This window comes from Methylobacterium sp. Leaf113, assembly GCF_001423325.1.
Lineage (GTDB): Bacteria > Pseudomonadota > Alphaproteobacteria > Rhizobiales > Beijerinckiaceae > Methylobacterium.
The window spans coordinates 52,693-66,121 of the sequence record NZ_LMNJ01000006.1 but is presented as its reverse complement, the minus strand read 5'-3'; the positions used below and the strand labels follow the sequence as shown (position 1 = coordinate 66,121).

The window sequence follows — 13,429 nt, the reverse complement described above, 5'->3', positions numbered from 1 at the left end:
GCGGCAAACGCCCAGGTTTCGCGCGACGGTGGTCCGTATCTTGTGTACGTGAGAGATTGTATTCGCGCCCTCATGCAAGATGATCGAAGCAACCGTCCATATCGTCGACGATGATCCAGCGTTGCGCGGCGCGCTCATCCGGTTGTGCCGCTCGGCCGGTCTCGCCGCGGTGGGCTACGGTGATGCGGCCGCCCTCGTGGCGGCTCCGGCCCGGAGCGGCCCCGCCTGCATCCTTCTCGATGTGCGCCTCGCCGACGAGAACGGCCTGAGCGTGCAGGAAGCTTTGCGCGCGGCGGGCAGCACCGTGCCGGTCATCTTCCTGACCGGCTACGGCACCATCCCGATGACGGTGCGGGCCATGCGCGGCGGTGCCGTCGAGTTCCTGACCAAGCCCGTGATGGCCGACGTGCTGCTCGACGCGGTCCAGCGGGCGCTGGCGGCCGACGCGGCCGCCCTCGACGCGCGCCGGACCCGGGACGCGCTGTCGGAGCGCTTCTCATCCCTCACGCCGCGCGAGCAGGCGGTGATGGGTTGCGCCATCGGCGGCCTGATGAACAAGCAGATCGCCGCCGAACTGGGGATCACCGAGATCACCGCGAAGGTCCACAAGCGGCGGGTGATGGAGAAGATGCAGGCCCGCTCGCTGGCGGACCTCGTGCGCATGGCCGATCAGATCGGCTTCGCGGCGACGCGCCAGCGCTGAGGCGGCCGTGCTGAGGCGACTGTCCGACTTGCGGCGCAGAAGCAAACCGCGCCGGTATTCTTCAATCGTGGCCCTTGCGACGGCCGTCACATGCCGATGATCCGTCGCCGCGCGGGGATCGCCCCGCAGGAGAATGTCGAATGAGCTGGCACAGTGCAGACGATCCGATTCCGGGCGACCGCTTCACCTGCGACGCGATCAAGACCCTGATCGTGCCGCGCTCGCGGGATCTCGGCTCCTTCGCGGTGCGGCGCGCCCTGCCGTCGACCGAGTGCCGGATGGTCGGCCCGTTCATCTTCTTCGACCAGATGGGTCCGTCCGAGTTCCTGCTCGGCCAGGGCATGGACGTGCGGCCCCACCCGCATATCGGCCTCTCGACGGTGACCTACCTGTTCGAGGGCGAGATCATGCATCGGGACAGCCTCGGCACCGAATTGCCGATCCGCCCGGGCGAGCTGAACTGGATGACGGCCGGTCGCGGCATCACACATTCGGAGCGCACCGGCGCGGACCTGCGCCGGACCGGCTCGACCCTGTTCGGCCTCCAGAGCTGGGTGGCACTGAGCGGCAGGGACGAGGAGACCGCGCCCGCCTTCGCGCATTACGAGGCCGAGGCGCTGCCGATCCTCAGCGGCGAGGGCAAGACCGTCCGGTTGATCGCCGGCGAGGCCTTCGGCGCGAAATCCCCGGTGCGGACCTCGAGCCCGATGGTCTATGCCGACGTGATGCTGGAGGCCGGCGCGGTGCTGCCCCTCGACCCGACCTACGACGAGCGCGCGATCTACACGGTCTCGGGCGCCATCGCGATCGCCGGGGACGGGTTCGGCCCGGGCCAGCTCCTGGTGTTCCGGCCGGGCGACCGGATCAGCGTACGGGCGACGGAAGCCTCCCGTTTCATGGTGCTGGGCGGCGAGCCGATGGACGGCCCGCGCCACCTCTGGTGGAACTTCGTCTCTTCGCGACCCGAACGGATCGAGCAGGCCAAGGAGGATTGGCGCCAGGCCCGCTTCGACACCGTGCCGGGCGAGTCCGAGTTCATCCCCCTGCCCGAGCAGCCGGCCCCGGTGCGCTACCCGTGAGCCGGCCTCCCGCGCCTCAGTAGCCGAGGGCGCAGCCGTCCTTGCGCGGGTCGGAGCCGGCGGCGCGGATGCCCGTCTGCGGGTCGATCCAGATGATCTGGCCGCCGCCGATGGGGACCGGGGCCGGCACGGTGACATGGCCGCGGGCCGCCAGCGCCTCGGCGAGCCCGGCCTCGAAGCCGCCCTCCAGCTCGATGCCGCCGCCATAGGCGAAGCTGCGGGGCGCATCGAGGGCTTCCTGCACGTCGAGGCCCCGGTCGATGATGCCGGTGAGCAGCTCGACATGACCCATGGCCTGGTAGTGCCCGCCCATCACGCCGAAGGGCGCCACCACGGCGCCGTCGCGCATCAGCATGCCGGGGATGATGGTGTGCATCGGGCGCTTGCGCGGCGCGATGGTGTTGGGGTGTCCGGGCTCGACCCGGAACGAGAAGCCGCGATTGTGCAGCAGCACGCCGCTCTCCGGCGCGGTGATGCCGCTGCCGAAGCCCTGGAAGATCGAGTTGATCAGCGAGATCGCGTTGCCGTCGCGGTCGACCACGCAGAGATAGACCGTGTCGGTGTGCCGGATCTCCGGCCACAGCACCGGCTCCTGCGCCCGGGTCATGTCGATGGCGCCATGCGCCCGCGCCTGCCAGGCCTGGGACAGCAGGTGCTCCACCGGCACGGCGTTGACCACGGGATCGGCGAAGAGCGCGTCGCGGTGGTGGTAGGCCTGCTTGCAGGCCTCGGCGAAGAGATGGACCCGGTCGGCCTCGGACAGCGCGCCGACGTCGTATTGCGACAGCACGTTCAGCATCATCAGGGCGGCCAACCCCTGGCCGCTCGGAGGACACTCGTAGACGTCGTAGCCGCGGTAGCGGGTCGCGATCGGCGTCACGTATTCGGGCGCGGCGCCGGCGAAATCCTCGAGCGTGTGCAGGCCGCCGAGGGCGCGCAGACGCGCCACCATGTCCTCCGCCACCGGTCCCTCATAGAAGCCGGACGCGCCGTGCTCGGCGATGCGCCGCAGGGTGGCGGCGAGCTTGGGGTGGCGCATGGTGGTGCCGACCTTCGGCGCCTCGCCGTCGATCAGGTAGGCGGCGGCCGAGCCGGGATCGGCCCGCAGCTTGTCGCGGTTGCGGGCCCAGTCGTAGGCGACGCGCGGCTGGACCGCGTAGCCCTCCTCGGCGTAGCGGATCGCCGGCTGCAACAGTTCGCTCAAGCTGCGGGTGCCGTGGTCGGCGAGCAGCCGCGCCCAGGCCGCGACAGCGCCCGGCACGGTGACGGCGTGCGGCGAGGTCGCCGTGATGGCGACCTCGTTCGCCACGTACCAGGCATCGTGCGCGGCGGCCGGGCTGCGGCCGGAGCCGTTCAGCGTGATCGGGACGGCCGTCCCCTTCGGGGCGTAGAGCGCGAAGCAATCGCCGCCGATGCCCGTCATGGCCGGCTCGACCACGCCCTGCACCGCCACCGCCGCGATGGCGGCGTCGACGGCGTTGCCGCCGGCCTTCAGGATCTCGATGGCGGCCAGCGAGGCGAGCGGGTGCGAGGTCGCGACCGCGGCCTCCTGGGCATAGACGGGCGAGCGCCCCGGCTTCGAGAAGTCTCTCACGGCGATCGGTCCTTGAAGGGTCAGGAATAGCGGGTGTCGGCGACCCAGTGGCCGGGCGCGACCTCGACCAGGCCGCCCGTGGCGTTCGGGTCGGCAGGCGGCAGGAGCGAGGCCGCGCGCAGGCGAGCGCGCTCCTCCACCGGGTTCGGCACCGGCACCGCGCTGAGCAGGCGCCGGGTATAGGGGTGGCGCGGGTCCTCGTAGAGGGTGTCGGCCTCGGCCATCTCGACGATGCGGCCGTGCCACAGCACGGCGACGCGCTGGCACAGGTATCGCACCATGCGCAGGTCGTGGGAGATGAACAGGTACGAGATGCCGAGCTCGTCCTGGAGGTCCTGCAGCAGGTTGACGACCTGGGCCTGGATCGAGACGTCGAGGGCGGCGATCGGCTCGTCGGCGACGATGAAGCTGGGTTTCAGCGCGATGGCGCGGGCGATGCAGATGCGCTGGCGCTGCCCGCCGGAGAACTGGTGCGGGTAGCGCCGGGCGAAGCGCGGATCGAGCCCGACCCGGGCGAGCAGGCCCTCGACCTCGTCGCGGCGCTCGGCCCGTGCCATGGCCGGACGGTGCAGCTTGAACGGCTCGGCCACGTAGTCGCCGATGCTCATGCGCGGGTTGAGCGCGGCGTAAGGGTCCTGGAACACCATCTGGATGCGGGCGCGCATCCGGCGCATCTCGCCGGCGGAGAGCTTGGCCAGATCCGTACCCTCGAAGGCGACGGTGCCGGCGCTCGGCGGATTAAGCATGGTGACGGCGCGGCCGATGGTGGATTTGCCCGAGCCGGATTCGCCGACCAGCCCCAGGGTCTCGCCGGGCCGGATGTCGAAGCTGACATTCTCCACCGCCCGGAACACCGAGCCCTTGCCGCCCCACCAGCTGCGGAGCGGGTAATGCTTGCTGAGATTCCGCACCGAGAGCAGCGGATAGCGATCGACCGGTTCGGGCGTCATCGGGCGGAGCCCTCGGCGGCGAGTAGCGCCGGCAGGTCGTACCAGGCGGCGACGAGGTGGCCGGGCGCGGCCCCCGGCGCCTGGGCGAGCGGGGGCGCCTCGTGCAGACAGCGCGGGGTGGCGTAGGCGTTGCGGGCCGCGAAGGGATCGCCCGCCGGCGGATGGCGCATGTCGGGGGGCGCACCCTCGATCTGGTGCAGGCGCCGGCGTCCGGCCCGGCCGCGCGTGAGGTCCGGCAGCGAGCGCAGGAGTCCCAGCGTATAGGCGCTGCGCGGATCGCGAAACATGTCGTCCACGGGGCCGCGCTCGAGGATGCGGCCGGCATACATCACCTGAACGGTGTCGGCGATGCCCGCCACCACGCCGAGATCGTGGGTGATCCAGATGATCGCCATGCCGATCTCACGCTTCAGCTCCTGCACCAGGGCGATGATCTCGGCCTGTACGGTGACGTCGAGGGCGGTCGTCGCCTCGTCGGCGATGAGGAGCTTCGGGCGGCACGACAAACCGATGGCGATCATCACCCGCTGGCGCTGGCCGCCGGAGAATTCGTGCGGGTACTGGTCGAGGCGCGCGCCGGCATTCGGGATGCGCACGAGGTCGAGGAGGTCCCGGGCGCGTGCGCGGGCCGCCCGCCCGTCGAGCCCAAGATGGATGCGCAGGGGCTCGATGATCTGCGCCGCCACGGTCATGCCCGGGTTGAGCGAACTCATCGGGTCCTGGAACACGAAGCCGATCTGGCCGCCCCGGACCTTTCGCAGGGCCTTCTCCGGAAGACTGAGCAGGTCGCGGCCCTCGAACAGCACCTGCCCGCCGGTGATCCGGCCGGGCGGGCGCGGGATCAGCCCGAGCATGGCCAGCACGTGGACGCTCTTGCCGGACCCGGATTCGCCCACGATGCCGAGGGTCTCGCCCTCCTTAAGCGCGTAGGACACGCCGTTGACCGCGTGGACCGCGCCGCCCTCGCTGTCGAAGGCGACGCCGAGGTCACGCACGTCCAGCAAGGTCTTCGGGCTGTCTTGAACCATCGCCTGCGCCATCGTCAGGTCCTCTGCCTTGGGTCGAGGGCATCGCGCAGGCCGTCGCCCAGGAGGTTGAAGGCCAGCACCGCGAGGAAGATCGAGGCCCCGGGCCAGATCGCCATCCAGGGCGCCTGCTCGAGGAAGTTCTTGGCGACGTTGAGCATCGAGCCCCAGGACGGCTCGGGCGGCTGCTGGCCGAGACCCAGGAACGACAGGCTGGCCTCGGCGATGATCGCCGCCGCGATGGTCAGGGTCGCCTGGACCAGGATCGCCGGCACGATGTTGGGCACGATGTGGCGGAGCGCGATGCGCCAGGGCGGGTTGCCGACGGCACGGGCCGCCTCAACGAACTCCTCCGCCGCCACGGCCTGCACCTGCGCCCGGGTCAGGCGCACGAAGGTCGAGGTCGCCGACAGGCCGATCGCCACCATGGCGTTGGTCAGGCTCGGGCCGAGGAAGGCCGCGAGCGCGATGGCGAGGATCAGGAACGGGATCGCCAGGAGCGCGTCGGTCAGGCGCATGATCAGCATGTCGACCACGCCGCCGGCATAGCCCGCGATCAACCCGAACGGCAGGCCCAGAGCCACCGCGAGCGCCACCGAGGTCAGGCCCGCCCCGAGCGAGGCGCGTGCCCCGAAGACGATGCGCGACAGCACGTCGTGCCCGACCTCGTCGGTGCCGAACGGATGCGCCCAGCTCGGCGCCGAGCGGATCGCGCCCCAGTCGGTGGCGATGGGATCGTAGGGCGCGACCCAATCGGCGAAGATCGCCATCAGGATCAGCGCCACCACGATGACGAGGCCCACCATGGCGGTGCGACGCGCGGCGAGGCGCGCCCAGAATTCGCGGACCGGGCCGGGTTCGGCGCGGAGCACCGGCGCGGATGCCGGCAGGGCGACGCCGGTGGGAGCGAGGGCGGCTTTGGTCATGGGGCCTCCCTGTGGACGCGGTTCCACCGGCCCCCTTTCCGCGATGGCAGCGCGATCACAGATGCCGCGACGCTGTCATTCCAGGGCGGCGCAGGCGAGTCCGGAATCCAGAGTCGCCACCCGTGTAACGTCCGGCAGAACCTGTGTTTCGGAATCCCGGGCTCGGCTGCGCGGCCCCGGGATGACGCCGTGCTGCATGAGGTCTCCTCGGACGACCCCGCACAGAGGCGATCACGCTGCCCGAAACGGAAGTCACCCGCGTGTGAATGCGAGACATGCCGATGCATTGGAAAAGCCGCCATGCTCACGCGCGCCTCAGCTTCGGATTGACGAAGGCGGCTAGAAGGTCCGCCGCGAGGTTGAGCAGGACGTAGGTGGTGGCGGTGCAGATCACGACGCCCTGCACGGTGGCGTAGTCGCGGTTGAACACCGCATCGACCATCAGCTTGCCGAAGCCCGGCACCGAGAACACCTGCTCGGTGAGCACCGCGCCGGAGAGGAGCTGCCCGAATTCGAGGGCGCCCAGGGTGATGATCGGGATCGCCGCGTTGGGCAGGGCGTGGAGCAGGATCAGGCGCAGCGGCGAGACGCCCTTGGCCCGGGCGGTGCGGACGTAGTCCGATCCCAGCACGCCGAGCATCGCCGCGCGGGTGTGGCGCATCATCACCGCCGCGATGGCGTTGCCGAGCACGAAGGCCGGCATCGCCATGGCGCGCAGGTTCTCGGACAGGCTCTCGAAGGGCGAGACGTAGCCCGAGGCGGGAAGCCAGCCGAGCTGCACCGAGAACAGCAGGATCATCAGGATGCCGAGCCAGAAATTCGGCACCGACAGGCCCCAGAGGGCGATGCCGTTGGCGAGGGTGTCGGCGGCCTGCCCCCGCTTCACCGCCGACAGGATGCCCATCGGCACGCCGATCGCGAGCGCCACCAGCATGGCGAGGCAGGCGAGTTCGAGGGTGACCGGCAGCTTCTCCACGACGAGATCGAGCACCGGCTTCTGCAGGCGGATCGACTCGCCGAGATCACCCTGCAGCACGCCGCCGGCCCAGAGGGCGTAGCGCACCGGCAGGGGCTGATCGAGGTGGTACTTCTGCCGGATGAAGGCGATGACCTCGGGGTCGCGCTCTTCACCGGACAGGGCCGTCGCGGTGTCGCCCGGCAGCAATTGCTGCAGGGTGAAGATGATCATCGAGGCGATCACCAGGGTGGGGATCGCGAGCGCCAGGCGCTGGACGAGGAAGCGCAGCATCGGCCGGGCCCCCGCCTCAGTTCAGCGTGAGGCCGGTGAAGCGCACGAGGCCGTCGGGATAGGGCGTGAAGCCGGTGAGCTTGGTGCTGTAAGCCCAGAACAGCTTGCGGTGGAACAGGTAGATCAGCGGCCGGTCGGCCATCACCCGGTCGGCGAGGTGCTTCCAGGCCTCGGCGCGCTGGCCGGGATCGACCGTGGCACGCTCGGCCGCGAGCGCGGCGTCCGCTTCCGGGTTGCAGTAGCGGGCGTAGTTCAGCGGCGTCTTGCAGGCGAGGAAGCTGAAGGTGTTGCCGTCCGGATCGGGCCGGCCGCTCCACGAATAGAGGTAGGCGTCGAAATTGCCCTTGTCGGCGGCGTCCAGCGCCGTGGTGAAATCGGTGGCCTGGAGCTTCACGTCGAAGCCGGCCTCGCGGGTCATCGCCTGGATGACCTGGCCCACCTGGGGCGCCTCGTTGTTGGCGTAGACCGTCAGGGTCACGCTCGGCTTCGGCACGCCGGCCTCCGCCAGCAGGGCTTTCGCCTTGGCCACATCCCGCTTGGGGATCGGATAGGCCGGAACGTAGGCCGGGTGCTTGGGCGAGACCCACTGGTTGCCGGGCAGGAACTCGCCGCTGAACACCACCTGGTTGAGGGCGTTGCGGTCGATGGCGAGGTCGAAGGCAGCGCGCACGCGCGGGTCGGCGATGGCCGAGCCGGCCCTGTTCGGGTTGAACACGATGGACTGGAAGCCGAGCTCGATGGTCGAGCCGATCTTGAGCTTCGGGTCGCGGCTCACCTGCGGCAGGTCGGTGGGCGTCAGGCGCTCCAGCAGGTCGAGTTGGCCGGCGCGAAGGTTGGTCAGCCGCACGGTGCCGTCGGGAATCGGCCGGAACTCGATGCGCTGCAGGTGGATCTGGTCCTTGTTCCAGTAATCGGCGAAGCGCTCGACCACGATCCGGTCCTGCGGCACCCGCTCGACGAACTTGAACGGCCCGGCGCAGACCGGCGCCGTCGAGAACCTGTCGCCCAGGCGTTCGGCGGCCTTGGGCGAGACCATCATGCCGGCCCGGTCGGTGAACTGCGCCATCAGGGGCGCGAACGGCGTCTTGAGGAAGATCTTGAAGGTCAGGTCGTCCACGACCTCGACCCGGTCGATCGGCGCGATCTCGCCGCGCCGCTGCGAGCCGGGCAGCTTCATGTGCCGCTCGAGGCTGTACTTCGCCGCGGCCGCGTCGAGCTTCTCGCCGTCATGGAACAGCACCCCCGGCCGCAGGGTCATGGTGAGGGTCTTCTGGTCGTCCGACAGGCTCCAGCCGGTGGCGAGCTGCGGCACCGGCTTCAGGTCGGGGCCGATATCCACGAGCTTGTCGCACAACGCCGCGAAGACCATGCGGCCGGCGAAGGTGCGGGCCAGCGTCGGGTCGAGGGCGTCCGGGTCCTCCATCAGGCCGAAGCGCAGGGTCTGGGCCTGCGACGTCCCGACAAGACCCGGAGACAGCGTGGCAATGCCCGCAACGAGACCGGCAGCGAACAGACGCAGCATCAAGCTTCCTTCAGAACAGGGATCGGTCCGGATCGCAGAGCCGCCGCACGGGAGGGCCGATCGGCGCGAGCCGGGAAGACGTTCGAAAGTGCATACATTATCCGTGCCAGGGGAGCGCTTGGCAACGGCTGGGACGCCGGGAGGCGGCGTTCGGATGTGGGAGGCGCAAGCAATCAGGGTCGCCTGCCTGAAGCAGCCAAGGCTATTCGTCGCTGTGACGCACCGTCATTCCGAGTCGCCGGAGGCGAGCCCGGAATCCAGAGCCGCCGGACAGCGCCCAACCTCGCGATCCCGATGGATCCGGATCCTGGGCTCCGCTTCGCGGCCCCAGGATGACATTCCGGGTGATGACATTCCGGGTGATGACATTCCGGGTCTTGCCGGAGACTCAAGCGTTCTTCACGCTTCACCACACCGCCACCTGTCCGTCGCGGCGGGGATCGCTGGCGCCGACATAACCCTCGGTGCCGGGGTCGCCCATGCGCCAGATGAACTGGCCGGCGCCGAAATCCTGGTAGCTGTCCTGGATCACGTCGACCCGGTGGCCGCGCGCCTGCAGACCCTGCAGGGTCGCGGCCGGCATGGTCGACTCCGCGTTGATCTCCAGGCCGGCGTTGAAGCGCCAGCGCGGCGCGTCGCAGGCGGCCTGCGGGTTCTGGTGGTGGTCGATCATCCGCACCAGGGTCTGCAGGTGGCCCTGAGGCTGCATGTTGCCGCCCATCACGCCGAAGCTCATCACCGGGGCGCCGGCTTTCGTGAGGAAGCCCGGGATGATGGTGTGGAAGGGGCGCTTGCCGGGCGCCACCCCGTTCGGGCTGCGCGGGTCGAGCACGAAGCCGTAGCCGCGGTTCTGCAGCGACAGGCCCCATTCGGGCACCACCACGCCGGAGCCGAAGCCCATGAAGTTCGACTGGATGAAGCTCACCATCATGCCGGATTCATCGGCCGCGGTGAGGTAGATGGTGCCGCCACGGACCGGATTGCCGGCGCCGAAATCCTGGGCCCGGCGCGGATCGATCAGCTTGGCGCGCGACGCCAGATAGGCGGGGTCGAGCATCGCCTCCGGGGTCACCTCCATGGTGCGCGCGTCGGCGACGTAGCGGTAGGTATCGGCGAAAGCGAGCTTCATCGCCTCGATCTGGAAGTGCTGCGCCTCGGGTCCGTCCACCGCGAGGCCGGCGAGGTCGAAGGATTCGAGAATGCCGAGGGCGATCTGGGCGGCGATGCCCTGCCCGTTCGGCGGGATCTCGTGCAGGGTGTAGCCGTGATAGTCCTTGGCCGTCGGCGTCACCCATTCGGGCCGGAAGGCAGCGAGGTCCGCCACCGTCATGGCGCCGCCATGGGCCGCGGCGTGGCGCGCCATGGCCTCGGCGATCTCGCCCTCGTAGAAGGCGCGCCCCTTCGTCTCGGCGACGGCCCGCAGCGTCCGGGCGATGCCCGGCAGAGTGACGCGCTCGCCCACATGCGGTGCGCGGCCGTGGGGCAGGAAGGTCTCGGCGAAGCCGGGCTGGCTCACGAGATCGGTGACTTTCGCGGCGGCCGCCCATTTCTGCTGCACCACCACCGGGGCCAGATAGCCACGCTCGGCGATCTCGATGGCGGGCTGGAGCAGGTCCCCGAAGGGCAGCTTTCCGAAGCGCTCGCTCAAGGCGACCCAGGCGGCGACGGCGCCCGGCACCGTGACGGAATCCCAGCCCCGCATCGGCGGCCGCTCGGCCGCCCCGTATTTCCGGATGAAGTAGTCGGCGGTCCAGGCGGCGGGCGCCCCGCCCGAGGCGTTGAGTCCGTGCAGCGCCTTGCCGTCCCACAGGATGCAGAAGGCATCCGAGCCGAGACCGTTGCTGCACGGCTCGGTGATGGTCTTGGCCGCCGCCGTGGCGATGGCGGCATCGACGGCGTTGCCGCCCTGCCACAGCATGCGGATGCCGGCCTGGGCCGCCAGCGCGTGCGAGGTCGAAACCATGTTGCGGCCGAAGATCGGCATCCGCACGGTGGGATAGCCGGTGGTCCAGTCGAACGGCGTCATCGGGTCGGGGTCTCGCGCATCGGAGGGTGTCCGCTGAGTGTGGAGACAAACGCCGGGGCCGCCAAGTCGCCAAATCGGCGTGCAAGTCGAAGAATGGGCGACGGGACGGAGCAGCAAGGTGAGGGAGCCGCCCCGGCCGGTCGCCCTCAGCGTTCCGTCGCCCGTTCCGGCATCAGGCGGTTGATGACGCTGTAGTTGATCGCCGTCCAGAACTCGGACGTCTCCGGATCGGCGATCGCGTTCTCCGCCGCCTCGATCACGGCATGGTCGGCCGTCACCAGGAAGTCTTCGACGTCGTTCAGCGAATCGAAGGACAGGACCGAGATGCCGTCGATCTTCGAGCCCTCGGGATCGGCCCGGGTCGCGCCGAACGGATGGAGCTGGGCGTAGCGGCGGACATACTGCGCGGTCGCGCCCTGCGCGCGGACGAGGTCGGCCTGCGCGTGCAGCCACGCCTCCTGGAACGCGGCGCGCGACAGGTGCGGCCGGCGCCGGTGGATCTTCACCAAGCTGACGGGATCGCGGTGACGCGCGCTCGGGATCAGGATGTATTCCCGCGCCACTTCGCGGGTCACCATGCGGAAGGCGGTCCGCTCGTCGGCGACGATGCGCTCGGCATATTGCTCCTGGTCGAGCACGGCCGCGATGTCGTCCTCGTCCGCGTAGGCGATGTAGGCGAAGCCGTCGAAGCTCGGGCGCCGGTAGGCCGGGACCCGCGCCGCCGGATCGGGCACCAGCTTGCCCGCTCCGTCCACCATCGCCCGGTAGGGTGGCCGGAAGCCGGAGGACGGCCCCGAGGCGACGCGGTGGACCTGATCGTAGCGCACCACCCGGTCGTTCCGCGTTCCGGGCTCCGCATGGGCGAATTTCGGCCCGTGCACCTTGCGCCAGTATTCGTCCCAATGCTCGAAGGCGAGGTTGGGGTCGGGCTCCAGCGCCACCGCCTCGGGATGGCGCCCGGGCCGCATCACGGGCCGGCCGTCGCGGCCGACATTCGCGCCGTCGTCGCGCGGGCGCCGGGACGGCGAGGTGTCGTCGCTGCGCGAGACGAAGGTCGGCGTCACGATCAGTGGCTTGGTGGTGGAGCGGACCGCCTCCCCGTGGGGCGGCCGCTGCAGCATGTCCGAGCGGGCGAGGTCGGGGGTTCCGGCGGGATCGGTCATCGGGGCTCCTGGGTGCGGACGGGACGGCGTCGGGATCACGGGATCACCCGCTCCGCCCGCAGGCGCGCGAACAGGTCGAAGAAGGCCTCGTCGGTGGCCTGATAATCGAGGAAGCCGAGGCGCCGGCTCTTGCTCATGTCGGTGACGACCTCGATCGGCCGCCCGAGATCGGCGTCGGTGTGCCAAGCCGAGGCGAGGCGGCCGAGATCGGCCTCCTTGAGGCCGTGGCGGGCGGCAAGCTCGGCCCAGAGCGGGGCGGCCCCGTCCATCTGCTGCTCCAGGGGCAGGACTTCGCCGTCGAAGGGCGCCGGCGCCACGCCGAACCACTCAGCGATCCGGCCCCACATCCAGCTCCAGCGGAAGACGTCGCCGTCGACGATGTTGAAGGCCTCGTTGCGCGCCGCCGGCGTGGTCGCGGCCCAGGCGAGCTGGCGCGCCAGGATGCGGGCGTCGGTCATGTCGGTCAGCCCGTTCCACTGCGCCGCCGAACCGGGGAAGCGGAACGGCCGCCCGGTCTCGCGGCACAGGGTGGCATAGACGGCCAGCGTCACGCCCATGTTCATGGCGTTGCCCAGCGCGTAGCCGATGATGGTGTGCGGCCGGTGCACGCTCCAGCCGAAGCCGTCCCGCTCGGCGGCGGCGAAGACCTCGTCCTCCTGCGCGTAGTAGAAGTTCTCGACGTCGAGGCGGCCCTGATCCTCGCGAAACGGCGTCGCCGGCAGGGTGCCCTTCCCGTAGGCCTCGAACGGCCCGAGATAGTGCTTGAGGCCCGTGACCAGGGCGACGTGCTCGACGCCGCCATTCGGCCGGAGGGCGTCGAGGAGGTTGCGCACCATCGCGCCGTTGACGCGGATGTTCTCCGCCTCCGTCGCCTGGCGCAGCCACGTGGTGATGAAGACGTGGGTCGGACGGACCTGCGCCAGGGCGCCCTTCAGGCTGTCCGGTTCGAGAAGGTCGGCCTGGACCGGGGTGACACCCGGCAGGTCGGTGGGCGGCTTGCGCGCGAGGCCGGCGACGGACCAGCCCTCCGCAACGAGATGATGCGCGAGATTGTTGCCGACGATGCCGCTGACACCGGCGATGAGGGCCGTCCTGCTCATGATGGGTCTCCGTTTTGCGTCGAAAGGGACCTATGGAGCGGGTCCGGCCCCGACCAGACGGCACCGTTTGGGGTCATAGGCACGAGAAGGTA

The 13,429-nt window shown here is 70.2% G+C and carries 12 protein-coding genes; 2 read left to right on the top strand and 10 right to left on the bottom strand.

The annotated features are described in order from the left end of the window. Nucleotides 1–79 precede the first annotated feature (79 nt). Together ASF60_RS06400 and ASF60_RS06395 are read left to right on the top strand one after the other, a co-directional pair. A complete protein-coding gene (locus ASF60_RS06400) occupies nucleotides 80–703 on the top strand; it encodes a response regulator transcription factor (protein ID WP_200940916.1) in 624 nt (207 codons plus the stop codon). Nucleotides 704–843: 140 nt separating this feature from the next. Next, nucleotides 844–1,782 carry a pirin family protein gene (locus ASF60_RS06395; RefSeq protein ID WP_056182149.1) on the top strand — a complete coding sequence of 313 codons (939 nt, stop codon included), beginning with the start codon at nucleotides 844–846 and terminating at the stop codon, nucleotides 1,780–1,782. Nucleotides 1,783–1,798: 16 nt separating this feature from the next. Here the strand turns inward: ASF60_RS06395 and ggt are convergent, their stop codons facing one another. The 10 genes from ggt to ASF60_RS06350 all read right to left on the bottom strand — a co-directional run bounded on the left by ggt (nucleotide 1,799) and on the right by ASF60_RS06350 (nucleotide 13,337). Further along, on the bottom strand, nucleotides 1,799–3,376 hold the full coding sequence (ggt, locus tag ASF60_RS06390) for a gamma-glutamyltransferase (protein ID WP_056182144.1): 1,578 nt from the start codon (nucleotides 3,374–3,376) through the stop codon (nucleotides 1,799–1,801). 20 nt (nucleotides 3,377–3,396) lie between these two features. Further along, nucleotides 3,397–4,326, bottom strand: coding sequence for an ABC transporter ATP-binding protein (locus ASF60_RS06385; RefSeq protein WP_056182142.1), 930 nt, complete (start codon nucleotides 4,324–4,326; stop codon nucleotides 3,397–3,399). Further along, nucleotides 4,323–5,366, bottom strand: coding sequence for an ABC transporter ATP-binding protein (locus tag ASF60_RS06380; RefSeq protein WP_244478345.1), 1,044 nt, complete (start codon nucleotides 5,364–5,366; stop codon nucleotides 4,323–4,325). Before ASF60_RS06380 ends, ASF60_RS06385 begins: the two co-directional genes overlap by 4 nt. Before the next feature lie 2 nt (nucleotides 5,367–5,368). Beyond that, nucleotides 5,369–6,277, bottom strand: coding sequence for an ABC transporter permease (locus ASF60_RS06375; RefSeq protein ID WP_056182138.1), 909 nt, complete (start codon nucleotides 6,275–6,277; stop codon nucleotides 5,369–5,371). Nucleotides 6,278–6,352: 75 nt separating this feature from the next. Beyond that, nucleotides 6,353–6,475 (bottom strand): hypothetical protein, encoded by a 123-nt coding sequence (locus tag ASF60_RS25995; RefSeq protein ID WP_274533546.1) that lies wholly within the window; start codon nucleotides 6,473–6,475, stop codon nucleotides 6,353–6,355. 106 nt (nucleotides 6,476–6,581) lie between these two features. Beyond that, complete coding sequence (locus ASF60_RS06370) at nucleotides 6,582–7,526, bottom strand: ABC transporter permease (RefSeq protein WP_056182135.1); 945 nt, start codon at nucleotides 7,524–7,526, stop codon at nucleotides 6,582–6,584. A gap of 16 nt (nucleotides 7,527–7,542) precedes the next feature. Further along, entirely contained in the window at nucleotides 7,543–9,048 is a 1,506-nt protein-coding gene (locus ASF60_RS06365; RefSeq protein WP_056182133.1) for an ABC transporter substrate-binding protein, read from the bottom strand. 406 nt (nucleotides 9,049–9,454) lie between these two features. Next, nucleotides 9,455–11,074, bottom strand: a complete 1,620-nt coding sequence (locus tag ASF60_RS06360) for a gamma-glutamyltransferase family protein (protein WP_056182130.1) — start codon at nucleotides 11,072–11,074, stop codon at nucleotides 9,455–9,457. Between the two features lie 146 nt (nucleotides 11,075–11,220). Beyond that, complete coding sequence (locus ASF60_RS06355) at nucleotides 11,221–12,237, bottom strand: EthD domain-containing protein (RefSeq protein WP_056182126.1); 1,017 nt, start codon at nucleotides 12,235–12,237, stop codon at nucleotides 11,221–11,223. Nucleotides 12,238–12,272: 35 nt separating this feature from the next. Continuing rightward, entirely contained in the window at nucleotides 12,273–13,337 is a 1,065-nt protein-coding gene (locus tag ASF60_RS06350; RefSeq protein ID WP_056182122.1) for an SDR family oxidoreductase, read from the bottom strand. Nucleotides 13,338–13,429 lie beyond the last annotated feature (92 nt).